Origin of the sequence: Xanthomonas sp. NCPPB 1067 (assembly GCF_020783795.1) — a bacterium.
Taxonomy (GTDB): domain Bacteria; phylum Pseudomonadota; class Gammaproteobacteria; order Xanthomonadales; family Xanthomonadaceae; genus Xanthomonas; species Xanthomonas melonis.
The window spans coordinates 60003-80562 of the sequence record NZ_JAJGQG010000018.1 but is presented as its reverse complement, the minus strand read 5'-3'; the positions used below and the strand labels follow the sequence as shown (position 1 = coordinate 80562).

Genomic DNA, 20560 nt, shown 5'->3' with positions numbered 1-20560 from the left:
GTAGCGTGGAACACGCCGCAGCCGCGCCATCGTGGCATGGTCGGCGACCGGCGGCGCGGTTCCGGAGCGGCGCAGCGGACGCGGCAACATGCCGCACGCAGCGGCGGCAACGCGTCTGGAGCGAGGGCTTATCATGTGGCGATGACACAACCACATGACGTTCTGATCGTTGGCGGCGGCCTGGTCGGCTCCAGCCTGGCGATCGCCCTGGATCGCCTCGGCCTGGATGTCGGGCTGGTGGAAGCCACCCCGGCCGGCAGCCCGCCGGCGGTGTTCGACCAACGCAACCTGAGCTTCGCCGCGGCCACCGTCAACGCGCTCGGCGCGCTGGGGGTGATGGCCAAGCTGCGCAGCCCGCCCGGGCCCATCCGGCGCATCCACGTCAGCCGTGCCGGCGACTTCGGCCGCGTGCAACTGGATGCGTCCGATTACGGACGCGAGAGTTTCGGCCAGGTGGTGGTGGCGCGCGACTTCGGCGAAGCCTTGCAGGCCCGTCTGGAGGAATTGCACCACCTGCGCCGCTACCGCCCGGCGCGCTGCATCGGTGTGGAGCCGGTGCGCGATGGTTTGCGCGGCCTGCGGCTTGCCGGCGACGAGGGCGAACGGATCGTTTCCGCCCGGCTGGTCGTGGGCGCCGATGGCAGTCACAGCGCGGTGCGCGAATTGCTGCATATCGGATCCGAGCAGCACGATTTCCTGCAGACGCTGTTCGTGGCGCGCGTACGCGCCGCCAGGCCGCCGGACGGCACTGCCTGGGAACGCTTCGGCGAACACGGCCCCACCGCCTTGCTGCCACGCGGCGACCGCCATTACGGCGCCATCCACTGCGTGGCACGTGCCGATGCCGAGTCGGTGGCTGCGCTCGACGAGGCCGGCTGGCTGGCACGGCTGCAGCGCGCGGCCGGCTGGCGGGCCGGGCGTTTCGTCGCCAGCGGCGAACGTAGCGCCTATCCCCTGGTGCAGGTGCTGGCGAACGCCCTGATCGCCGAACGCGTGGTGCTGCTGGGCAATGCGGCGCAGACGCTGCACCCGATCGGCGCGCAAGGGTTCAACCTGGGCCTGCGCGATGCGCTGACCTTGGCCGAACTGATCGAACACGATCGCAGCGATGCCGGTGCCGGCGCGCTGCTGGCCGACTACCTGGCGCGGCGCCGTGTGGATCGCGATCACACCATCGCGTTCTCCAGCGGCCTGGCGCGCCTCACCGGCAATCCGGCGCCATTGCTGCGGCCGCTGCGCAGCCTCGGGCTGCTGGCGACCTCGCAGGCGGCGCCACTGCAATCGATGCTGGTCGGCGGTGCGATGGGCTTCCGTGGCGAGGTGCCGCAGCTATGCCGGGGGCACGCATGAATCGTCGCCCCATGCGCGATGCAGTGATCGTCGGCGGCGGCGTCGTGGGCGCGGCGTGCGCGCTGGCGCTGGCCGATGCCAGCTTGAACGTGGCGCTGGTGGAAGGGCGCGAGCCCACGCGCTGGCATGCCGACCGGGCCGACCTGCGCGTCTACGCCTTTGCCGCCGACAACGCCGCGTTGCTGGACAGCCTGGGCGTATGGGCGGCGGTGCGTGCCGCGCGCGTGCAGCCGTACCGGCGCATGCGGGTGTGGGATGCCGGGGGTGGTGGCGAGCTGCGGTTCGATGCCGACACGCTGGGGCGCGAGCAGCTGGGCTGGATCGTCGAGCACGATCTGTTGGTCGATCGCCTCTGGGCGGCCGTGCACGCGGCCGGGATCGATCTGCATTGCCCGGCGCGCGTGGTCGAGCTGGAACAGGAAACCGCCAGCGTGCGCCTGCGCCTGGATGACGGCAGCCGCCTGGAGGCGGCCATTGCCATCGCCGCCGATGGCGCGGCGTCCACCTTGCGCGAATTGAGCGGCATGCCGGTAGTGCGGCATGCCTATGCGCAACGCGGCGTGGTGGCCTTCGTGGAGACCGAACAGCCGCACCAGGCCACTGCCTGGCAGCGCTTTCTGACCACCGGACCGCTGGCGCTGCTGCCGTTTGCCGATGGCCGCAGTTCGATCGTGTGGACCCTGCCCGAGGCCGATGCCGAGCGTGTGCTGGCATTGGACGATGCAGTGTTCTCGCGCGAGCTGACCCAGGCCTTCGCGGCGCGGCTGGGCCACGCGCGCGTGGTGTCCGCGCGCGCTGCATTTCCGTTGCAGCGACAACTGGTGCAGCGCTATGTCAGTGGCCGGGTGCTGACGTTGGGCGATGCGGCGCACGTGGTGCATCCGCTGGCCGGTCAGGGCGTCAACCTGGGCCTGCGCGATGTCGCCGCACTGCGCGACAGCGTGCGCCAGGCGCTGGCCAGGCGCGCCGACTGGGCCGCCCCGCACCGGCTGCAGCGTTGGGCACGGGCCCGGCGCAGCGAGAACACGGTTGCCGCCTATGGCTTCGACACGATCAATCGCCTGTTTTCCAACGACGAAATGCACCTGACCCTGGTGCGTGGCGCCGCGCTCGGCCTGGCCGGCAGGCTGCCGCCGCTGGTGGATGCGCTGTGGAGGCGGGCCTCCGGCACAGCTTGACGGGCTCGCGGATCGTTGCGAGCCCCCGTTAGTCTGACCGGCTCTGGAGCAGCCAACAGAACGACTGCGCTCACCGCCAGGTGGCCGCAGCGGTTGCTCGGTGCGGCATGTGCCATGCGTGCTTTTCGGTCCCGCGCGCGCGTCCACACCCATCTGACGACTGCTCGCGACGTTCTGTTGGCCGCTCCAACGTATGACTTTTAGGTAATACCTGGAGCCGCATCTTCCATACGACGGATGTGACCGGCGTGGCTACAGTCGACCCATGAGTCCGCTTGCCCCGTCCTCCATGCCCACCGTGCTGCTGCTCTGCGGCCTGCTCTGCGATGCCGCGGTCTGGGAACCGCAACGTGCCGCCCTGGGCGATCTGGGCGACGTGCGGGTGATGGATTTCGCCGGTTTCGACAGCATTCCGCGCATGGCGGCGCACGTGCTGGCCAGCGCGCCGGCGCAGTTCGCCGTTGCCGGCCATTCGATGGGGGGGCGGGTGGCGCTGGAGATCGTGCGCCAGGCGCCGGAGCGGGTGCTGCGGCTCGGCTTGTTCGACACCGGCATCGCACCGCGCCGCGATGGCGAGCAGGCAGAGCGTCAGGCGCTGCTGCAGCTGGCGCAGACCCAGGGCATGGCGGCGCTCGCACAGCGCTGGCTTCCGCCGATGCTGCACCCGGCGCGTGCGCACGACACCACGCTGATGGCGCAGCTGACGGCGATGGTGCGGCGGCAGAGCGCAGCGAGTTTCGCCGGCCAGATCGCGGCCTTGCTGGAACGTCCCGACGCCACGCCGGTGCTGGCGCAGATCCGCTGCCCGACCGTCCTGGGCGTAGGCCGACAGGACGCCTGGAGCCCGCTGGCGCAACACCAGGACATGGCACGGCAGATCCCGCAGGCGCGCCTGGTGGTGTTCGAAGACAGCGGACACATGGCGCCGCTGGAAGCGCCGGAGGCGGTCACCACCGCCTTGCGCGACTGGTTGCGCGCGGCATGAGTGCGCGCATCCCAGGCGACGGCCGGGCGCCTGCCGGCGCCGATCACGCAGATTGCTTTTGGCATGGCTACCGAGGAACTGGAATGCAGGACGATGCAGCGATCGTTGTGGCCTGCGAGCAGGTGATCCGACGCTTCGCGCTGTACAACGATCGCCACGACCATGACCGTCTGGCCGCACTGTTCACCGCCGACGGCGTGTTTGCGCGCCCCAGCGCGCCGGACGTGCCCGTGCATGGACGCGACGCGATCCTTGAATCCTTCCGTGCTCGCGCGCCACGCAGCACCTGTCATTTGATGCTCAATACCCTGGTCAGCGTTCAATCAAGCACGCTCGCCCACGCGCATAGCCATGTGTTGCTGTATAGCGCGCCGCAAACCAATGCGGCTGTTCCCTGGACGGCACAGGCACCCGCATTGATCGGCACTTTCGACGATGTGCTGGTGCACCAGGACAACCAATGGCTGTTCAAGCAACGCATCGGTGCATTGCTGCTGCACGTCGAAGCGCACTGACCGAGATTGACCGCTGTTTGCCCGTTCAACGATGCCGCCGACCATTGCAAGCGACATCTCGACACTGCTCTCCCCCCAGTCGCGTTGCCTCAATCGCCCATCCTCGTTGGAGAATCGCCTAGTGGAACGCGCATGCTCGTCTGTTGGTCGTCGTCGCTCATCGCCCTGCTCGCATCGCCTGCGCGCCGGCAGCTTGACTCTGCTGCTGGGTGCACTCGCGCCGGCGGCAGTCTTTGCACAGGCCGTGCCCGACACGGTTCCGGTGCCGCAGGGCATCAACCTGGGGGGCACCAGCTTTTTCGACGGTTTTGGCTCCACCCAACCCGGCTGGACGGTGATCGAATATCTGCGCCATGCGAACCTGAATGCCGTCCTGGATGCGCAAGGCAAAGATTCGCCGGCGTTTCGTGATCCGAAGATCAGTAGCTCGGCAGCCCTGACCCAGCTCATCTATGTCACGCCCTATCAATGGTTGGGGGGCACGATTGCCATCGATGCCATCGTGCCGCTGGTCAACCAGAATGCCTCGTTTGCCGCCGACAGTCCGGTGCGGTTGAGCGATAACGGATTCGGCATTGGCGATATTGCGGTCGGGGCGGCATTGCAGATGCCGCCGGTGATGCGCAATGGCCGGATCCTGCTTTTTCAGCGCTTCGCCCTGGTGGCCTTTGCACCGGTGGGCAAGTTCGATCGCGACATCGCGATCAACCAGAGCACCGGTTACTGGTCGTTCTCGCCGCATTGGGCATTCACGGTACAGCCCACCGATAACTGGGAGGTCAGCATGCGGCTGCACTACATGTACAACTTCCGCACCGACCGTGCCGGTGGGGTGCCGCCAATCCCCGGCTTCCAGTTCCGCAACGGCCAGGCAGGCGATCTGGCATGGCTGAATTTTGCCAGCTCTGTCAAGGTGACCGAGCAGCTGCGGGTCGGTGTCAACGGCTTCTATCTGCAGCAGCTACAAGACAACCGGACCAACGACCAGCGCGTGCCCGACAGCAAGCGCACCCAGTTCTACATGGGGCCAGGGCTTTCGTGGCGGTTGGACGCGAAGAACGTGCTCAATTTCAATGTCTACCTGCCGGTCGAAGTCAAGAACTCGGTGGCCGGAAACACCTTCAACCTGATGTTCGTGCATTCGCTGTAGCGCGCGAGCTGGCCCGCGCGCCACGGCATGGCGCGTATGGACCATGTCTGCTGCTCCGCAACGGGTGGCAGGCGCAGTGCGGCACGCGATGGAGTGCCCGCCACAAGAGAGGTGGCAGTGCTGCGAGAGCCGGCGGCGAGTCACAGCCCCATGCTGTGCCGCTGCGTATTTGCATGTTCGCGGAACAGCAACTCCGCACGCGCGCCATCGCGTTGTTCGATGGCCGCAACAATCGCGCCATGCTGGCGGTGACCGTAATAGAGATCGTCGTAGGTAAGCGTGGCCGAGCGCTGACCAAACACCACATTGACCGGACTGACGAACGGCACCAGCGTGCAGCGGTCCACCGTTTCGGTGAGGATCGGTTTGTTGGCCGCCACCACGATGGCGCGATGAAAGCGCGCATTGATTGCGCCATAGGTCTGCTCGTCGCCAGCACTGAGGCTGCGCTTGGCAAACAGCCGGTCGCCTTCGCACAGACAATCGTGCAGGGTGGAGAGCAGTGCGGCGGATGCGCCTTGTTCGGCCACGGTGCGCGCGGCCATGCCTTCCATCAGCGCGCGCACTGCCAGTGCATCCAGGCTTTCCTGCTGGCTGAAACGCCGTACCGCATAGCCACGGTTGCCGATCTGCACCAGCAGGCCCTCCTGGCACAGCGCCGGTAACGCCTGGCGGATAGGCGTGCGCGAGATCGCCAGGCGTTCGGCCAGGGCCGCTTCGGTGATGCGTTTGCCCGGGGCAAAGATCCGCACAGGATCAATTCGCGTAACCGCCGGACCGCCTGCAATCGGTGGTTGTTCGCCATTGGCTCCAATCTCTCGCACCCCGGCAGCGCGCGGTCCCGGGAAGGGGAAAACTGGCAATGACTTGTATAAAGACCTTGCGGATGAGCGCGCTTGATGGCAATTTGGATCCTGAGGATACATTCTCGGTGATCCGAGGGGGTCGACCGTCCCTGTCGGGATCGCATGCGTCGCTGGTCCCAACCTCATCAACGCGCCTGCTCCGATTGCGTCAGGCCGCGTCTCAGGAGTGCAGCATGGCAAGCATCATCGGCGGCATCGGAACCTCGCACGTTCCCACCATCGGGGTGGCTTACGACAAGGGCAAACAACAGGACCCTGTGTGGAAGCCCTTGTTCGACGGCTATACGCCGGTCGCGGCCTGGTTGGCCGAGCGGCAGGCCGACGTGCTGGTGTTCTTCTACAACGATCACTGCACGACCTTCTTCTTCGATCTCTACCCGACCTTCGCGCTCGGCGTTGGCGAGCGCTTTCCGGTCGCCGACGAAGGGGCGGGGTTGCGCAACCTGCCGCCGATCCGCGGCGATGTGCAATTGCAGGCGCATATCGCCGAATGCCTGGTCAACGACGAATTCGACCTGACCGTTTTTCAGGACAAGCCGATCGATCACGGCTGCGCGGCGCCCTTGCCGCTGCTGTGGCCGCATGTCCCGGACTGGCCGGGAACGGTGGTGCCGATCGCGATCAACGTGCTGCAATACCCATTGCCCACTGCACGGCGGTGCTATCGCCTGGGCCAGGCGGTGCGCCGCGCGATCGAGTCGTATCCGGAGGATCTCAAAGTGGTCGTGGTCGGCACCGGCGGCCTATCGCACCAGATCCACGGCGAGCGCACCGGCTTCAACAATACCGACTGGGACATGGAATTCCTCGATCGCTTCCAGCACGCGCCGCAGTCGCTGACCGATCTCACCCATACCGACTACGTGCGACTGGGCGGCGCCGAGAGCGTGGAGCAGATCATGTGGCTGGCCATGCGCGGCGCATTGGATGGCCCCATTCGCAAGCTGCATCAGAACTACTATCTGATGACCACCACTGCGATGACGGTGGTGCTGTACGAACCCGGCGAGGAAGCCGCCGACGCGCCGCGCTCGGCGGAATTGCTCGCGCGCAGCGCACACGCGGCATGAGGGCCTGCCGATGAATCCGCAAGTACAAGGCATGGACAAGATCGCAGGAACCTACCTGTTCGACCTGCGCACCAGCAACCGAGCACTGCGCCTCAACCGCTTCTTCTGGCATATGATCCGCGCGCCGTGGCGCGATCGCTTCCTGCAGGACGCGGAGGTGCTGATGCAGGAAGCGGAGCTGAGCGAGCACGAAAAGGCGCTGATCCGTGCACGCGACTGGCTCGGTCTGGTCCAATACGGCGCCAATTTCTTCGTCATCGAAAAATTCGCCCGCGTCGTGAGGATGACCAATCTGCAGGTCTACGCGATCATGCGCGGTGAATCCTTCGAAGATTTCATGCAGACGCGGCGGGTTCCCGAGGCGCGCTGAGCCTCACCCCGCGGCCTTGGCCGCATCACTGCATCCCACTTTCCAACGCAAGGCCCACCTTCCATGACCATGTCCTCCGTGTTCTTCGAACACCGCATCAAGGTCCGGCATCTACGAGTCATCGAGGCGCTGGACCGACAGAAAAGCCTGCTGCGCGCCTCGCGCGTGCTGAACGTGACCCAGCCCGCGCTCACGCGCGCGCTGCAGGAAATCGAAGAAATCGTCGGCGCACCGTTGTTCGAGCGCCATTCGCGCGGCGTGCGTCCCAATGCCATGGGCGAAGTCCTAGTGCAGACCGCGCACGTGGTGTTGGGACAGCTACGGCGTGCGCAGGACACCTTTGAAGGCCTGCTGCAGGACGATGCGCTGACCATCACTGTCGGCGCATTGCCGGTCGCGGCCAGCGGCTTGCTGCCGGCGGTATTGGCCGCCTTGTACCGTGCCGAGCCGACGCTGCGCGTGCGCCTGTTGCACGGTCGCACCGACGAACTGCTGCCCAAGCTGGCCGGCAACGAGATCGATCTGGTGGTTGGCAGGTTGTATCCATTGGCCCGTTACGATGCGCTGATTCGCAAGGTGCTGTACCAGGATCCGATTGCCTTGGTGGCACGCAGCGACCATCCGCTGTTCTCGAACGGCCCGGTGAGCATCGCCGACGCTGCGGCCTACCGACAGGTGTTGCCGACCTTGAGCCAGCACGTGGAGCGCGATGTGGCGCAGGTGATGCGCGAACACGGGCTGGCCACGCGCGATCATCTGCGTTCCAGTTCGGCCAGTTTCACCCGCGAGATCCTGCTCGGTACCGACAGCATCGCGGTGATGCCGAGCATGATGGTGTCCGGCGACATCGCTCGTGGCGAGCTGCGCGCCTTTCAGCTGCAGCAGCCGGCGCAGGCGCGTGCCGGTGGCGTCATCTACCGCGACGGCAGCGCCATCCACAAGCCCGGTGTGCGGCTACTGATGCGCGAACTCGAACACCAGCTGGCACTGATGGCCGAGCAGGGCGCGGTGTGGGTGGATCGGCAGGTGGGCGAAGACGACCTGCTGCTGGACGCGTCGGCGTAGGCGACCCTTACTGCCCAGGCGGCGTGCACGGCCGCTGTGCCGTTGCCCGGGCATGCGATGGGCCCACGCACGGCTGCACGTGCGTTTGGCAGTGTGGCCGGACACGCAAGGATGCGATCTACTCGGTCAACGCCTGCTTCAGCCGTGCTTTCTGCAACTTGCCGGTGGCGGTGCGCGGCAATGCCTCGACCACGCGCAGATGCTTGGGCACCTTGTACTTGGCGAGCCGCGCGATCAGGTAATCGCGGAGCTGGTCCAGATCCAGCGCCGGCTCGGCCGGCACGATGGCCAGGTATCCCACCTCACCCCATTGCGGGTCGGCGATGCCGACCACCGCGCATTCGCGAATCTGCGGATGATCGGCCAGCACCGCTTCGATCTCGGCGGGGTAGACGTTCTCGCCGCCGGAAATGAACATGTCCTTCTTGCGGTCGACCACCCAGAAGAAGCCGTCGGCGTCGCGCCTGACGATGTCGCCGGTACGGAACCATCCTTGTGGGTCCAGGGCCTCAGCACTGGCCTGCGGGTCGCGCCAATACCCTGGGCTGAGATTGGGGCCACGCAGCAGCAATTCGCCAGGCACCTCCGGCGGACAGTCCCGACCCTGGGCGTCCACCACGCGGGTCTGCACCGCTGGCGTGGAGACGCCTGCCGCGCCCAGCTTGGCGCGAATCACGGCGCAGTCCACCGACATGCCGAACACCGTACCCGCTTCGCTCATGCCGTAGCCACAGACCATGGGAATGCCGTCCTGCAGCCAGCCGAGCAGGTCCTCGACGGCATGCGGCGCACCCCCGCTGACCAGGGCGGTGAGGTGGCGCAAGCCCGCAGGGTCGAAGCCGGGCTGCTGGCGGAAGGCCTGCATCATCTGCGGGACGCCCACGTAATGGGTGATCGCCTGCGCCCGATCGCATAGCCAGTTCAGCGTGCGTGCCGGTTCGAACCCGTTGGACACCTGGATCGAGCCGCCCACGGCCAGTACCGGACGCACATTGGTGACCAGGCCGATGATGTGAAACATCGGTGCTTCGCACAGGAAGCTGCTGCGCGCGTCCACCTGGGTGAGTACGCCGAAGTTCTGCGCTGTCTGCTGCAGGTTGCGTTCGTTCAGCATCACCCCCTTGGGCTGACCGGAGGTGCCGGAGGTGAACAGGATCAGGCTGATGCGTTCGGGTGGAATGGCGGGAAGGTCGGCTGCGGCAAGCGCGCTGGCGTCCTGGACGAAGTGCGCCAGTGCATCGACGTGCGCACGCCCGGCCGCGACCTCGTCGCCAAGGACCAGGCGCGGCTCGGCACGTTGCAGCAGGGTGTCCAGTTCGGTGGCGCTGAGCCGCCAGTTGAGCGGCACATAGATGGCGCCGACCCGGCCGCAGGCGAAATGCAGCGCCACCTGCCAGACCGAGTTGCGCGCCAGCACCGCCAGGCGCTCGCCGTCGACACAGCCGCGCGCCTGCAGCAGGGCGGCGAGCCGGCCGACCAGCTCGTCGAGCTCGGCGTAGGTCCATTGCTGATTCAATACCAGGTCGCGGGCGGCGAGCCGGTGCGGGGCGAGGCGGGCGTGCAAGGCAATCGAGTCGATCGGCGGGTACATGGCGCTGTCTTCCGAATGCGGGACTGAGAGGGAGGGGAGGCTGCAATGGGCGCAATGGCGAGAGGCGGCACGCGCACGCAGTGCAGGGACGCGCATCCGCGCTGACTGGGCTGCAAGCGGCCAGGATGCGAAACAGGCGTCTGCGTGGGCCGCACATCGCGTGCGGCCCTGGAATGCGGCAGCACGCTCTTACGGGCGCTGCGCGTCAACTGAGATAGAGGGTCCGGGTCTCCAGAAAAGCCTGCAGCCCTTCGATGCCGCCTTCGCGACCGATACCGGACTGTTTGAATCCGCCGAAGGGCATCTGGTAATCGACGCACATGCCGTTGATCGCGTGGCTGCCGCTGCGCACCCTGCGCGCGATGCGATACGCACGCTCGGCATCTTCGCCGTAGACGGTGCCATGCAGGCCGTAGTCGGTGGCGTTGGCTTTGGCGATCAGATCGGCCTCGTCGTGGTAGTCGATGAAACTCACCACCGGGCCGAAGATCTCTTCGCGTGCGATGGTCATGTCCGCAGTGACTTCGGCGAACACGGTGGGTTCGACGAAGAAACCACGCGGCAGCGCGGCCGGTCGGCCGCCCCCCATGACCAGCCGCGCGCCCTCGGCGCTGCCGCGGGCGATATAGGACTGCACGCGCTCGAGCTGTCGCTCCAGCGCCAAGGGACCCATGCCGGTGTCGGCAGCGAAGGGGTCGCCGAGTTTGACCGCGCCCAGTGCGGCGCAATAAGCCTGCAAAACGTCGTCGCGTCGCCGTGCCGGTACCAGTACACGGGTGAGCGAGAAGCAGACCTGGCCTGCAATCGGCATGGAGTAGGGCACCAGGCTGGGCAAAACCTTGGCAATGTCCGCGTCATCGAGCACGATCGCCGCGGACTTTCCGCCCAGTTCCAGTCCTACCCGCGCCATGCGCTCGGCGCAGGCGATCCCGATCTGCCGTCCGGCCTGGGTCGAGCCGGTGAAGCTGACCTTGTCCACCTGTGGGTGACGGATCAACTGTTCGCCGATCTCGCGGCCTGCCGGCAGCAGGTTGAAGACGCCGTCCGGAACGCCGGCGGCACTGATGCACTCGGCCAGGATGTAGGCATCGATCGGCGTCTCCGGCGATGGCTTGGCCACCACCGTGCAGCCGGCGGCCAGCGCCGCGGCAACCTTGTAGCAGAGCAGCACCAGCGGCGCGTTCCATGGCGTGATCGCCGCAACCACGCCCACCGGTTCCTGGACCACATGCACGTGGCCCCCGTTGGAGCGCGCGCGCGGCTCAACGAACGCATAGCCGGCGATCAAGTCGGCGTAATAGTCGAACAGGCCGGGCGCCTGCAGCGAGGCGCGTTGGCTGAAGCCGATGGTGGCGCCGACCTGGCCGGTCCAGGCTTCGGCCAGTTCGGGCATGCGCGCCTGCAGCTGTTGCGCCACGCGCTTGAGCACGGCGCTACGCTCGGGCGGCGACAGCTGCGGCCATGGGCCGCTGTCGAAGGCGGCGCGGGCGGCCGCCACCGCGGCCTCGGCATCGGCGTGCGATGGTTCGACGTAGCGCAGCAGGCGTTCTTCGGTATGCGGTGCGATCACATCCATCTGCCGATCGCCGCTGCTGGCACGCCACTGCCCGTCGATGTACAGCTGCAGGGGGCCACGCGCAGCGATGCCGCGCAGCGTTGCGGATAAGGCTTCCATACTCCCTCCTCGGTGCAGAAAACCACTGGCGGCGCCGGTGCTGCGTGGGTGCACGCAGCACTCGGGCACCACAGACTCGCTCAGGCGCGGTGCTTGGTCAGGTCGTACTCGCCCAGGCCGGGCTTGTAGCTCTTCTCGTCGATGAACTGCCGGATGCCTTCCTTGCGGGCGTTGTTGTCGAAGGAATTGGCCGCTTCCTGCATGCGGACCAGGTAGTCTTCGGCTTCGTCATAGGTCATGGTGCCGACGCGACGCACCGCATCCTTGGCGTACTTGAGCGCAACCGGGTTCTTGCGCAGCAGCAGCTCGGCCACTTCGCGGGTGCGTGCTTCCAGGCGCTCCAGCGGGACGCTTTCGTTGACCAGGCGCCACTCGGCCGCCTTCTTGCCGTCCACCATCTCGCCGGTCAGCGTCATCCACATGGCATCGCGCATGGACAGCAGTTCCACGGCCACCTTGGTCACGCCGCCGCCGGGCAGGATGCCCCAGTTGATCTCCGACAGGCCGAACTGCGCTTCATCGGCGGCGATCGCCAGGTCGCAAGCGAACAACGGGCCGAAGCCGCCGCCGAAGCACCAGCCGTTGACCATCGCGATGGTCGGCTTCTGGTACCAGCGCAGGCGGCGGAACCAGCCATAGGATTCGCGTTGCGATCGGCGTACCCCACGCAACCCCTGCGCTTCGGTCTCGCGGAAGTATTCCTTCAGATCCATGCCGGCCGACCACGCCGTCCCTTCGCCGCCCAGGACCAGCACGCCGACGGCATCGTCGAATTCCAGCTCGTCCAGCACGTCCATCATGCGGCGGTTGAGCGCAGGGCTCATCGCATTGCGCTTGTCCGGGCGCGCGAACTTGACCCAGGCAATGCGGTTCTCGATACGGACAGATACCACGTCATGCTCGTTCAAGCGGTGTCTCCTTCGAATCGGGGTGAGTGAAATCAGATGTCGTCGGCCAGCACAGGGTCTGGCGCGGCGGTGCGTTCCAGCGTGGCGCTGGCGTTCAATTTGCAGAGCAGACGCAGCAGTGCCTGCTGCTCGTGGGGCTGCAGGCCGGTGCAGGTGCGCTCGACCGCGCGCGCCAGGCAGCCTTGCGCCACCACCAGCGTGCGTTGGCCGGTGGCGGTGAGGTACAGCCCCTTGCTGCGCCGGTCGCGGCCGGCCAGGCGTTCGATCAGGCCCTGGTCGGCCAGCGCGTTGGCGATTTTCATGCCGGCGGCGCGGTTGACCAGCAGGCGGTTGCCGAGTTCGGTCTGGTCGCAGCCGGGCTGGTCGCGGATGTGGATCAAGGCGGTGACGCGCGCGGGGGTGAGCCGCAGTTCGGCCAGTTCCTGGCGGGCGGCATGACTGGACGCCAGGGCGGCCAGTTGCAGTTGATAGCCCAGATCTGCGGCAAGTGGCGAGCGAGCGGTCATTGGCGATCCAGATTGTATCCGTTAAATACAATCTAGCCGACCGCCGGACGCACCGCAAGAGGCGGTGCCATCGAAAGCCGGCGCGCCGGCGTTGCGCTCGCGGTGTGTTCGGCGGCCGCTTAGCGGATCAGCCACCCGGCCAGCTGTTCGCGGGTCAGCAACCCGGTGCGCTGCAGGTCGATCGCGTCGAACTCGTCGGCCAGGGCAGGGTTGGCCTGGGCTTCGGCACGGCTGATGCGGCTGTCCGCGTCGACGTCCATGGCCTGGAAGTCGATCCGGTAGCGGCTGCCGACCACGCTGTCGGGCTGGATCGATCGCACGATCACGCTGGATTCGCCGCGCGGGCGCTCCAGCTGGGTCTGGTGGGTGATTTCGCCGCTGGACAGCGGCTGGGTCCGGATGGCGACGGGGACGTCGACCAGCGGGACGCTGCTGGCGGGCGTAGGTGCCGGTGACTGCTGTGCGGCGGTGGGCCCGCACGCAACGAGCAGTATGGCGGCAAGGGTGGCAACGCGGATGGTGGTCATCAGATCCCCTGGTGGTGAACAGCCGGCAAGCATAAACGTGCGGCGCCCAGGGGCGGCAGCGTCGCGCTGCCGCGCGCGCGCTACCCCGGGATGAACGGAAACACGATCTTCAGCAAACCTTTGAGGCCGCCCTCGGCCGTGCTGGCCACGGCCTTGGCGCCCAGACTGTTGAGCGCGCGCCGCACGTCCTCCCACCGCAGTTGCGCGATGTCCTTCTTCAGCAGGTCGGACACTTCTTCGGCAGTCGGTGTGAGCTTGCGCAATTCGTGCACGATGGCGTGCGGATCGGGCTGCAGATACCCCCACCGTTCCGCGATCTTGAGCAGGGTGTCGAAGCGCACCGCGACCACTTCGCGGTTGCGTTCGTACACCGGCAACGCGCCTACATCGAGAATGGCCTGCTCGAACTGCTGCGCGTCGTCGGGGTGTTCGATGCGCACGGCCAGAAATCCTTCCTTGCGGCTGCGTTCGCTGACGTGCTTCGCCCCGGAGCGTAGATTGTCTTCGGTCAGCACGTTGGCCACGATGCGCTGCATCGCCGCGTCGCCTTCCTCGGGGACCAACGCGCGCCAGCGCGCATAGCCGTCGCGGCGCAACGCCTTGACCTTGGCAGAGGTCACACGCAGCTGCAGCGCCACCGCCGCATTGGAACTGTTGCGCGAAATGGCGCCATCGCGTTCGAGCAGCACGAAGATCAGCAGCTCCAGGTCGCGTTTGGTCAGCGACTGGAAGCCTTGCAGCAAGGTCAGGCGCAGGAATTCGCTGCCGAAGGCGGCCGCGTCCTTGAGTTCGATCGGTTGCATGGGGAGTCCTCCGCGGGTGACCTGCAGGATGCCAGCACCCCGTTGCGCGGCCTGAGAAACGATGCGACGCGCACAGCAGTTTCAGCGTCCGGTTTCTCGGCCGGGGCGGTCTGAGCTGAACGTTTCAACCGCGCCGCGATCCTGCAAGGTCACGAACACCTGCCTGCCATCGGCGCCACCGAATGCCACGTTGCTGGCCTTGCGTCCCTTGAGCGCGACGGTGCGCAGCAGTTTGCCGGTCGGCGACACCACCGCGATCTGTCCGGCATCGTAGCGGGCGATGTACAGATTGCCGTCGGCGTCGCAGCGCATGCCATCCATGCCGAAATCGGGAAACGCGATCAGCAGGCGTTTGTTGTGCACGCCGCCATCGTCGCTGAGGTCGTACACCCACACCTTGCGCGACATGCTCTCGTTGACGTACAGGCGCTTGCCATCCGGGCTGACGTCCAGCCCGTTGGGCGTGGTCATGCCGGTTTCCAGCAGGCGCACTGCGCCGCTGCGGCCGATGTGCCACAGGCGCCCACCGTTGGTCTTCCAATCGGGATCGCTGGCGTAAAAAGTGCCGTCGGGTGCGAGCGCCAGATCGTTGGGGCCGTCCGCGTCCGGCAGCGACGCAAACGTGCTGACGGCGCGCGTCTGCATGTCCACGCGCAGGATCTTGTGGCCAGTGTAGTCGGCGACGTACATCGCGCCATCGCGGAAGCGGATGCCGTTGCCGGTACTCCCCGCTGGCAGCGTCACGAACACATCTGCTTCCGCGGTTCCGTCCGGTTGCGCAACGATGCGCGCGATGGTGCCGTCCTTGCCGATGTTCACCGCATACAGTGCGCCATCCGGTCCGGTCGCCGGGCCTTCGGCATTGCTGGTGAACACGCCGTCGCCGATCAGATCGCGTGCCACGAACGGCGTATCGGTGGCACTGCAAAGCGAACTGGACAACAGCAGGCTCAGGGGCAGTAGCGTGCGGGCAATACACAGCATGGTGGGATTTCCTTGCAGGAAGCGCTGGCAGTGTGCCAGAACGTGCGCAGCACGCATGGCGACGATCACACACGATCAAGTAAGGTGCGCGGGCAGTCTTGTTTCGGCACCAGTCGTCACGTCCATGCAGGCGTTGGGCGGCGAGCGTCGATACCGATGCCGTGCAGCCATCGACGCGATGCGATCGGACGCTGCCGGGTGTTCGCTGTTCTCATCTCTCGAAGGAGGTTTGCATGTCCGTGGAATCCTTGACGCGCCGCCGCTTGCTTGCCGCTTTCGGCGGCGCGGGCATCCTGCTCGGCGCGCCTGCATGGGCGTTGCCCAAGAAGAAGCCCGGCAAGCCGCTCAACGTCGCCCTTGCAGGTCTTGGCAGCTACGCCAGCGAACAGCTGGCGCCTGGCCTGGCGCTGACCAAGCATTGCAAACTGGCCGGTATCGTCACCGGCACACCGTCGAAGATCGCGCAGTGGCAGTCCAAGTACGGCATCGCCGATCGCAATGTCTACTCTTACGAAAACTTCGACCGTATCGCCGATAACGACGACATCGATGTGGTGTACGTCGTCACCCCCACCCATCTGCATGCGCCGTTGACGCTGCGCGCGGCCGCGGCCGGCAAACACGTGTGGTGCGAAAAGCCGATGGCCATGCACGCGGGCGAGTGCGAGGCGATGATCGCGGCCTGCAAGCGCAACAAGGTAGCGCTGGCGATCGGTTACCGCATGCAGCACGAACCCAATACGCGGCGGTTGATCGCGATGGCCAGCGAACAGCCGTTCGGTGCGATGCAGCGCGTGCGTGCGGAGGCCGGCTACAACGGTTACCGCGATACCACCAAGGCGGACCGTCCGTGGCGCCTGCGTTCGCAGTTCGGTGGCGGTGCGATGTACGACATGGGCGTGTATTCGCTCAACGCGGCACGTTACACCGTCGGTGCCGAGCCATTGGCAGTGACCGCCAAGCGGTGGACCGATCGTCCCGAGCTGTTCGACGAAGTCGACGAGCATATGGACTTCACGCTGGAGTTCCCGAACGCCGTGCGTGCGCAATGCAAGACCAGCTTCGGCGCCAACATGAATGTGCTGCGTGCCGAATGCGAGCGGGGCTGGTACGAGCTGTCGCCGTTCCAGAGCTACCAGGGCGTGAAGGGCAAGGCCAGCGATGGCCGCGTGTTCGATGCCAAGGTGCCCCACCAGCAGGCGCTGCAGATGGACGAGGACGCACTTGCCATCATGAACGGCACGCCGCTGCGGGTCCCTGGCGAAGAAGGCCTGCGCGACATCCGCATCGTCGATGCGATCTATCGCTCTGCGCGGGAAGGCAGCAAACGCATCGTGCTGTAAGCGAGCCGGTTCCGGCGGCCGAGCGCCGCCGGGCATGGCATCACACAGCGGCAGCAGCGCATAAAACCAAGGAGCCGACCAACCGCCTTTACGATTCCCGACTCCCGATCGCCCGCCTCATTCCCGCATCGCCAGCACCGTGATCTCTTCCCGATCGTGATACAGCTGCTTGGCACGGACGGTGAGCGATTTTTCGGCCTGTTCTTCGAACAGGTCCAGGCACAGGCGGGTTTCGTCCCACCGCTTCTTCATCGGCAGCTTCAGATTGAAGATGGCGTGGCGGCACCACCCTTCGCGGATCCAGGTGGCCATGCGTTCGGCCACGCGACGCGGTTGTTCGACCATGTCGCAGACCATCCAGTCCAGCGGCTGGGCTGGTTTCCAGTGGAAGCCGTCGGCACGCAGATGTTCGACCAGCCCGGTGGCCAGCACGTGCTCGCGCAACGGGCCGTTGTCGACGCTGGTGACATGCACATGCTGGCGGGTCAGTACCCAGGTCCAGCCGCCGGGTGCCGCGCCCAGGTCCGCGGCACGCATGCCGGGCTTGACCAGGCGTTCGCGTTCTTCGGGCGTGAGCAGGGTCAGCAGCGCTTCGTCGAGCTTGAGTGCAGAACGCGAAGGCGCCTCGGGCAGCAGTTTCAGCCGCGGAATCCCCAGTGGCCATGGCGCGCTGTCGCTGGCGTCGGCCACTGCCAGCAACGCGTGGTCGCCATCGAGAAAGCACACATGCAGGCGCGGCAGGCGCGATTGCGGTGTGGCGGTAAGCAGTCCGGCCTTGCGCAACGCCGGGCGCAGCGCGTTACCGAAGCTGCGTGCCAGCCCTGCCAGCGGTTTGCCTGCGTCCGAGTCCGGATGCTCCACCCACAGGTCGCCAAAGCGCGGTTGCTCGCCCAGCGCGGCCAGGATCGGCGTGATGCGGTCCTTGGGATCGATGCCCCTGAGTTCGGCCACGACGACCAGCTTCTGTCGCGCAAAGATCAATTCGCGCCATTGCAGTCTGGCGGCCAGTTGCGCGGCGTCTTCGCAGACGAACAACACATAGCCGTCGTTACGCTGGGTGCGCGCATAGCCGGCAATGCCGACGAAGGCCGCGCGCGCGCTGAGTTCGGCCGCCAGCTCGGGCTCGAAGCCCTGGCGGCAATAGCAGAGCAGACCCTTCATTGCGAGGCTCGCAGCAAGCGGTCAATAATGATCACCGCCGCCCTCGCCATAGCTGCGCAACACCGCACACGCCTGTTCGCGTTGCACGTCGCGTACCACCTCGATGCCACGACGGGTCAGTTCTCCTACCCAGTCCGTCGGCAGCGGGCCTTCGTCGAATTGGGTCAACGCCATCACGTCTTCGGCGCGCGCGCCGATCAGCAGCCGGTCGATGCCGGCCCACACCGTGGCGCCGTAGCATTGGCAGCAGGGCTGCGCGGAGGTGGCCAGGGTGATCGGTGCCAGCACATCGTTCAGGCGCGGGGTCTGCAGGCGCTGCTGCGCCAGCATGTAGGCCATGTTTTCCGCATGCGCCAGCGAGGTGGTCTGCGGCACCACGCGATTCACGGCCGCCGCAATGATGTGGTGGTCAGGGCCGAATACCACCGCGCCGAATGGGCCGCCGCTGCGCGCTTCCACATTCATCCGCGACAGCGCGATCGCCAGCGTCACCTTGTCGTCGTCGCTGGGGTAGGCGCGGCTGGCATCCACGAAGTCGTGGATCCAGGCGGGCAGGGTGAGGTGGACTTGCGCGTAGAGCATCGCTGGACGACCGAGAGAGAGCAGGCGAGCGGCGCAGTGTATCGGCCCGGGAGCGGTGCGCAAAACGGCGCCACCGCCGGAGAAGAACACGGCGTCCGCACAGCGGCACGGGGGCGTGCCGACCAGGCGCGTCGTCTGGGGCTATGCGGGGCGCCGCGGCCTGCACCTGGGCGCTATCTGGCCGTGCATTGACCGGAAACGCACTGGCAGCCGCTGATCTCCTGGAACCCGCACACGCTCATCATTCCGCTGGATTGGCATTGCGCCATCACGCCGGCCGGATCGGTGGGGCTGTTGACGTTGACGCAGGCGGGAAACGCGCCGCAGCAGTTGCCCACGTTCTTGACGGTGCAATCCGCATCGACTTTGCAGGTGGTGACCACGGTCACCGGTTTGGCCGGTGTCGCCGGCGAAGGTGTCGCCGCTGTCGGAGCAGCCGCGACACAGCCGATCAGCGCCAACGAACACGCCAGAAGCAGACTGCTCAGAGACCAGGACAAGGTACGGGACATGCGGCTGCTCCGATCGCGAGAGTGAGTGGTCATGGTAATCCCTGAATCCCTGGCGTGCGGCAACCCGCCGCCCGGCCGCCGGTTCACACCGCATCCCGGCGGCGTGTCATCGCTGTTGCCCGGCCGGCGCAGCACCGCAGCCGTTGGCCAGCGTCAGTTGCTGCATGCTTTCGTCGCGGCGATCGGTCTGCGGCTGTTCGTCCTGCGGGGTCGGGGCAAACCGGCACAAGGCTTCGGCTGGGGTGATTGCCTGCGCGCCGTGTTGCGGCGAAGAACAGGCCATCAGGCCAATCGATAGCGAAAACACGGTGCCGTAGAGCGTCTGCCGGTCTGGTCGTATCGGGCGCATGCGAGCGTTCCACTGGGCTCCACCGGCAATCTAAGTGCGGGCACGTGCCGATGGTTGCCGTCAGTTCGCTTCGGTATGCAGCGCTGCGCACCACAGCACGCCGATGAGCAGGCATGTGATCGCTGCCAGTTCCAATGGCGATGGCAACCGCATTTCCCAGGCGAACCCGTAGATCAACGCGAAGACCGTCTCGAACACGATCATCTGCCCGACCAGTGTCAGCGGCAGGACGCGGCTGGCGCGATTCCACAGCGCATTGCCGATCACCGAGGCCAGGATGCCCAGCAGAAGCGAGACCCCCCAGAAACCCGCCCAGTGAAGCGGTGCGTGCGCCGCGCTGCCGATCAGTGCCGCCGGTGCCAGCACCGCGGCCAGCGCGCCGGTCACCACGCCCGTCAGCAGCGACCAATCCGCACCGGAGAGATCCGGGCGACGGCGCAACCAGCGTGCATTGGCGATCGAATAGGCGGCCCATGACGCCAATGCCCCCACGGCGCACAGCAGGCCCGCGATGCGGGCAAGACGGTCGCTCGCCTGTTGTCCGGTATCGTCCTGCATGGTATCCAGTGCAACCAGCGTCACCCCGATGACGCACAGCACGCACGGGGCGGCGAGTCGCCGCAGACTTATCGCACCCGCGGCCCGCGTACCGATGACGGTCACCACCACCGGCAATAGCCCGATGATCAGGGCGGTCGCTGCGCCGCCGGCCCACTGCACGGCGCTACCGAGCAAAACGTAGTAGATCAGATTGCCGAGCAGACTCAGGCGGACCAGCGCCCACCACTCGGTGCGGCCGATACGGGCGAGGGTCTGTCGCGCGCGTGGTGCCAGCAACAGCGCGGCAACCGCGCCGTAGGACAGGTAGCGCGCCACCGCCAATTGCAGCGGCGTAAACGCGGACAACAGTTGCGGCGCCAGAAACACCAGCCCCCACAGGGCGCCTGCGCCGACACCGCAGGCCACCCCCGTCGCCAGACGCTCACGCATCGCAGCTCTCCTTCCCGCAGCGTCAGGCGTCGATCGATCCGCGCTGCGGCGCGTCATCGGACCAAGGTCCGCGCGGCATG

General features: G+C 66.6%; 21 protein-coding genes, 1 other RNA gene and 1 pseudogene. 10 read left to right on the top strand and 13 right to left on the bottom strand.

Features of this window, described 5'->3' with window-relative positions:
- Positions 1-141 precede the first annotated feature (141 nt).
- The 6 genes from ubiH (at position 142) to LL962_RS14210 (ending at position 5178) form a co-directional block, all read left to right on the top strand.
- On the top strand, positions 142-1350 hold the full coding sequence (gene ubiH, locus LL962_RS14235) for a 2-octaprenyl-6-methoxyphenyl hydroxylase (RefSeq protein ID WP_228317378.1): 1209 nt from the start codon (positions 142-144) through the stop codon (positions 1348-1350).
- On the top strand, positions 1347-2528 hold the full coding sequence (locus tag LL962_RS14230; protein ID WP_228317377.1) for a UbiH/UbiF family hydroxylase: 1182 nt from the start codon (positions 1347-1349) through the stop codon (positions 2526-2528). Before ubiH ends, LL962_RS14230 begins: the two co-directional genes overlap by 4 nt.
- 107 nt (positions 2529-2635) lie before the next feature.
- A non-coding RNA gene (locus LL962_RS14225) (sX9 sRNA) lies at positions 2636-2711 on the top strand.
- Positions 2712-2793: 82 nt separating this feature from the next.
- Positions 2794-3513: an alpha/beta fold hydrolase gene (locus LL962_RS14220; protein ID WP_228317376.1), complete on the top strand. Its 720-nt coding sequence runs from the start codon at positions 2794-2796 to the stop codon at positions 3511-3513.
- A gap of 83 nt (positions 3514-3596) precedes the next feature.
- Positions 3597-4028 (top strand): nuclear transport factor 2 family protein, encoded by a 432-nt coding sequence (locus LL962_RS14215; protein WP_228317375.1) that lies wholly within the window; start codon positions 3597-3599, stop codon positions 4026-4028.
- Between the two features lie 202 nt (positions 4029-4230).
- Positions 4231-5178 (top strand): SphA family protein, encoded by a 948-nt coding sequence (locus LL962_RS14210; protein WP_228317389.1) that lies wholly within the window; start codon positions 4231-4233, stop codon positions 5176-5178.
- 140 nt (positions 5179-5318) lie between these two features.
- On the opposite strand, the pseudogene LL962_RS14205 reads toward LL962_RS14210, so the two are convergent.
- Positions 5319-5992: pseudogene (locus tag LL962_RS14205) on the bottom strand (GntR family transcriptional regulator).
- Between the two features lie 225 nt (positions 5993-6217).
- Here LL962_RS14205 and LL962_RS14200 point away from each other — a divergent pair.
- The 3 genes from LL962_RS14200 to LL962_RS14190 all read left to right on the top strand — a co-directional run bounded on the left by LL962_RS14200 (position 6218) and on the right by LL962_RS14190 (position 8549).
- Complete coding sequence (locus LL962_RS14200) at positions 6218-7114, top strand: gallate dioxygenase (RefSeq protein WP_228317374.1); 897 nt, start codon at positions 6218-6220, stop codon at positions 7112-7114.
- Between the two features lie 10 nt (positions 7115-7124).
- Positions 7125-7484 (top strand): protocatechuate 3,4-dioxygenase, encoded by a 360-nt coding sequence (locus LL962_RS14195; RefSeq protein WP_104584785.1) that lies wholly within the window; start codon positions 7125-7127, stop codon positions 7482-7484.
- Positions 7485-7547: 63 nt separating this feature from the next.
- Entirely contained in the window at positions 7548-8549 is a 1002-nt protein-coding gene (locus tag LL962_RS14190) for a LysR substrate-binding domain-containing protein (protein WP_228317373.1), read from the top strand.
- A gap of 118 nt (positions 8550-8667) precedes the next feature.
- Here the strand turns inward: LL962_RS14190 and LL962_RS14185 are convergent, their stop codons facing one another.
- The 7 genes from LL962_RS14185 to LL962_RS14155 all read right to left on the bottom strand — a co-directional run bounded on the left by LL962_RS14185 (position 8668) and on the right by LL962_RS14155 (position 15543).
- A complete protein-coding gene (locus LL962_RS14185) occupies positions 8668-10140 on the bottom strand; it encodes an AMP-binding protein (protein WP_228317372.1) in 1473 nt (490 codons plus the stop codon).
- 205 nt (positions 10141-10345) lie between these two features.
- Positions 10346-11815, bottom strand: a complete 1470-nt coding sequence (locus LL962_RS14180) for an aldehyde dehydrogenase (protein WP_228317371.1) — start codon at positions 11813-11815, stop codon at positions 10346-10348.
- Positions 11816-11895: 80 nt separating this feature from the next.
- Positions 11896-12723, bottom strand: coding sequence for a p-hydroxycinnamoyl CoA hydratase/lyase (locus LL962_RS14175; protein WP_104584779.1), 828 nt, complete (start codon positions 12721-12723; stop codon positions 11896-11898).
- 32 nt (positions 12724-12755) lie between these two features.
- The gene (locus tag LL962_RS14170; RefSeq protein ID WP_104584777.1) at positions 12756-13229 is read right to left on the bottom strand and encodes a MarR family winged helix-turn-helix transcriptional regulator; all 474 of its coding nucleotides are present in this window, start codon (positions 13227-13229) and stop codon (positions 12756-12758) included.
- Between the two features lie 119 nt (positions 13230-13348).
- Positions 13349-13756 carry an EF-hand domain-containing protein gene (locus tag LL962_RS14165; RefSeq protein ID WP_228317370.1) on the bottom strand — a complete coding sequence of 136 codons (408 nt, stop codon included), beginning with the start codon at positions 13754-13756 and terminating at the stop codon, positions 13349-13351.
- Between the two features lie 80 nt (positions 13757-13836).
- Complete coding sequence (locus tag LL962_RS14160) at positions 13837-14559, bottom strand: hypothetical protein (protein ID WP_228317369.1); 723 nt, start codon at positions 14557-14559, stop codon at positions 13837-13839.
- Positions 14560-14640: 81 nt separating this feature from the next.
- Positions 14641-15543, bottom strand: a complete 903-nt coding sequence (locus LL962_RS14155) for an SMP-30/gluconolactonase/LRE family protein (protein ID WP_228317368.1) — start codon at positions 15541-15543, stop codon at positions 14641-14643.
- A 233-nt stretch (positions 15544-15776) separates the two neighbouring features.
- On the opposite strand from LL962_RS14155, the gene LL962_RS14150 reads away from it, so the two are divergent.
- The gene (locus LL962_RS14150) at positions 15777-16886 is read left to right on the top strand and encodes a Gfo/Idh/MocA family protein (RefSeq protein WP_228317367.1); all 1110 of its coding nucleotides are present in this window, start codon (positions 15777-15779) and stop codon (positions 16884-16886) included.
- Positions 16887-17003: 117 nt separating this feature from the next.
- Here the strand turns inward: LL962_RS14150 and rlmM are convergent, their stop codons facing one another.
- The 5 genes from rlmM to LL962_RS14125 form a co-directional block, all read right to left on the bottom strand.
- Positions 17004-18047, bottom strand: coding sequence for a 23S rRNA (cytidine(2498)-2'-O)-methyltransferase RlmM (rlmM, locus tag LL962_RS14145; RefSeq protein ID WP_228317366.1), 1044 nt, complete (start codon positions 18045-18047; stop codon positions 17004-17006).
- A 21-nt stretch (positions 18048-18068) separates the two neighbouring features.
- Entirely contained in the window at positions 18069-18629 is a 561-nt protein-coding gene (locus LL962_RS14140) for a nucleoside deaminase (RefSeq protein WP_104584769.1), read from the bottom strand.
- A gap of 173 nt (positions 18630-18802) precedes the next feature.
- Positions 18803-19141 (bottom strand): hypothetical protein, encoded by a 339-nt coding sequence (locus LL962_RS14135; RefSeq protein WP_228317365.1) that lies wholly within the window; start codon positions 19139-19141, stop codon positions 18803-18805.
- 106 nt (positions 19142-19247) lie between these two features.
- The gene (locus tag LL962_RS14130; RefSeq protein WP_228317364.1) at positions 19248-19490 is read right to left on the bottom strand and encodes a hypothetical protein; all 243 of its coding nucleotides are present in this window, start codon (positions 19488-19490) and stop codon (positions 19248-19250) included.
- A gap of 60 nt (positions 19491-19550) precedes the next feature.
- The gene (locus LL962_RS14125; RefSeq protein ID WP_228317363.1) at positions 19551-20480 is read right to left on the bottom strand and encodes a DMT family transporter; all 930 of its coding nucleotides are present in this window, start codon (positions 20478-20480) and stop codon (positions 19551-19553) included.
- Positions 20481-20560 lie beyond the last annotated feature (80 nt).

Coding starts and splice junctions, on each gene's coding strand:
- LL962_RS14155 (WP_228317368.1), bottom strand. CDS start 15,543: ATGCTGTGTATTGCCCGCACGCTACTGCCCCTGAGCCTGCTGTTGTCC.
- LL962_RS14185 (WP_228317372.1), bottom strand. CDS start 10,140: ATGTACCCGCCGATCGACTCGATTGCCTTGCACGCCCGCCTCGCCCCG.
- LL962_RS14230 (WP_228317377.1), top strand. CDS start 1,347: ATGAATCGTCGCCCCATGCGCGATGCAGTGATCGTCGGCGGCGGCGTC.
- LL962_RS14195 (WP_104584785.1), top strand. CDS start 7,125: ATGAATCCGCAAGTACAAGGCATGGACAAGATCGCAGGAACCTACCTG.
- rlmM (WP_228317366.1), bottom strand. CDS start 18,047: ATGAAGGGTCTGCTCTGCTATTGCCGCCAGGGCTTCGAGCCCGAGCTG.
- LL962_RS14180 (WP_228317371.1), bottom strand. CDS start 11,815: ATGGAAGCCTTATCCGCAACGCTGCGCGGCATCGCTGCGCGTGGCCCC.
- LL962_RS14130 (WP_228317364.1), bottom strand. CDS start 19,490: ATGCGCCCGATACGACCAGACCGGCAGACGCTCTACGGCACCGTGTTT.
- LL962_RS14150 (WP_228317367.1), top strand. CDS start 15,777: ATGTCCGTGGAATCCTTGACGCGCCGCCGCTTGCTTGCCGCTTTCGGC.
- LL962_RS14135 (WP_228317365.1), bottom strand. CDS start 19,141: ATGTCCCGTACCTTGTCCTGGTCTCTGAGCAGTCTGCTTCTGGCGTGT.
- LL962_RS14160 (WP_228317369.1), bottom strand. CDS start 14,559: ATGCAACCGATCGAACTCAAGGACGCGGCCGCCTTCGGCAGCGAATTC.
- LL962_RS14170 (WP_104584777.1), bottom strand. CDS start 13,229: ATGACCGCTCGCTCGCCACTTGCCGCAGATCTGGGCTATCAACTGCAA.
- LL962_RS14140 (WP_104584769.1), bottom strand. CDS start 18,629: ATGCTCTACGCGCAAGTCCACCTCACCCTGCCCGCCTGGATCCACGAC.
- LL962_RS14215 (WP_228317375.1), top strand. CDS start 3,597: ATGCAGGACGATGCAGCGATCGTTGTGGCCTGCGAGCAGGTGATCCGA.
- LL962_RS14220 (WP_228317376.1), top strand. CDS start 2,794: ATGAGTCCGCTTGCCCCGTCCTCCATGCCCACCGTGCTGCTGCTCTGC.
- LL962_RS14125 (WP_228317363.1), bottom strand. CDS start 20,480: ATGCGTGAGCGTCTGGCGACGGGGGTGGCCTGCGGTGTCGGCGCAGGC.
- LL962_RS14190 (WP_228317373.1), top strand. CDS start 7,548: ATGACCATGTCCTCCGTGTTCTTCGAACACCGCATCAAGGTCCGGCAT.
- LL962_RS14165 (WP_228317370.1), bottom strand. CDS start 13,756: ATGACCACCATCCGCGTTGCCACCCTTGCCGCCATACTGCTCGTTGCG.
- LL962_RS14200 (WP_228317374.1), top strand. CDS start 6,218: ATGGCAAGCATCATCGGCGGCATCGGAACCTCGCACGTTCCCACCATC.
- ubiH (WP_228317378.1), top strand. CDS start 142: ATGACACAACCACATGACGTTCTGATCGTTGGCGGCGGCCTGGTCGGC.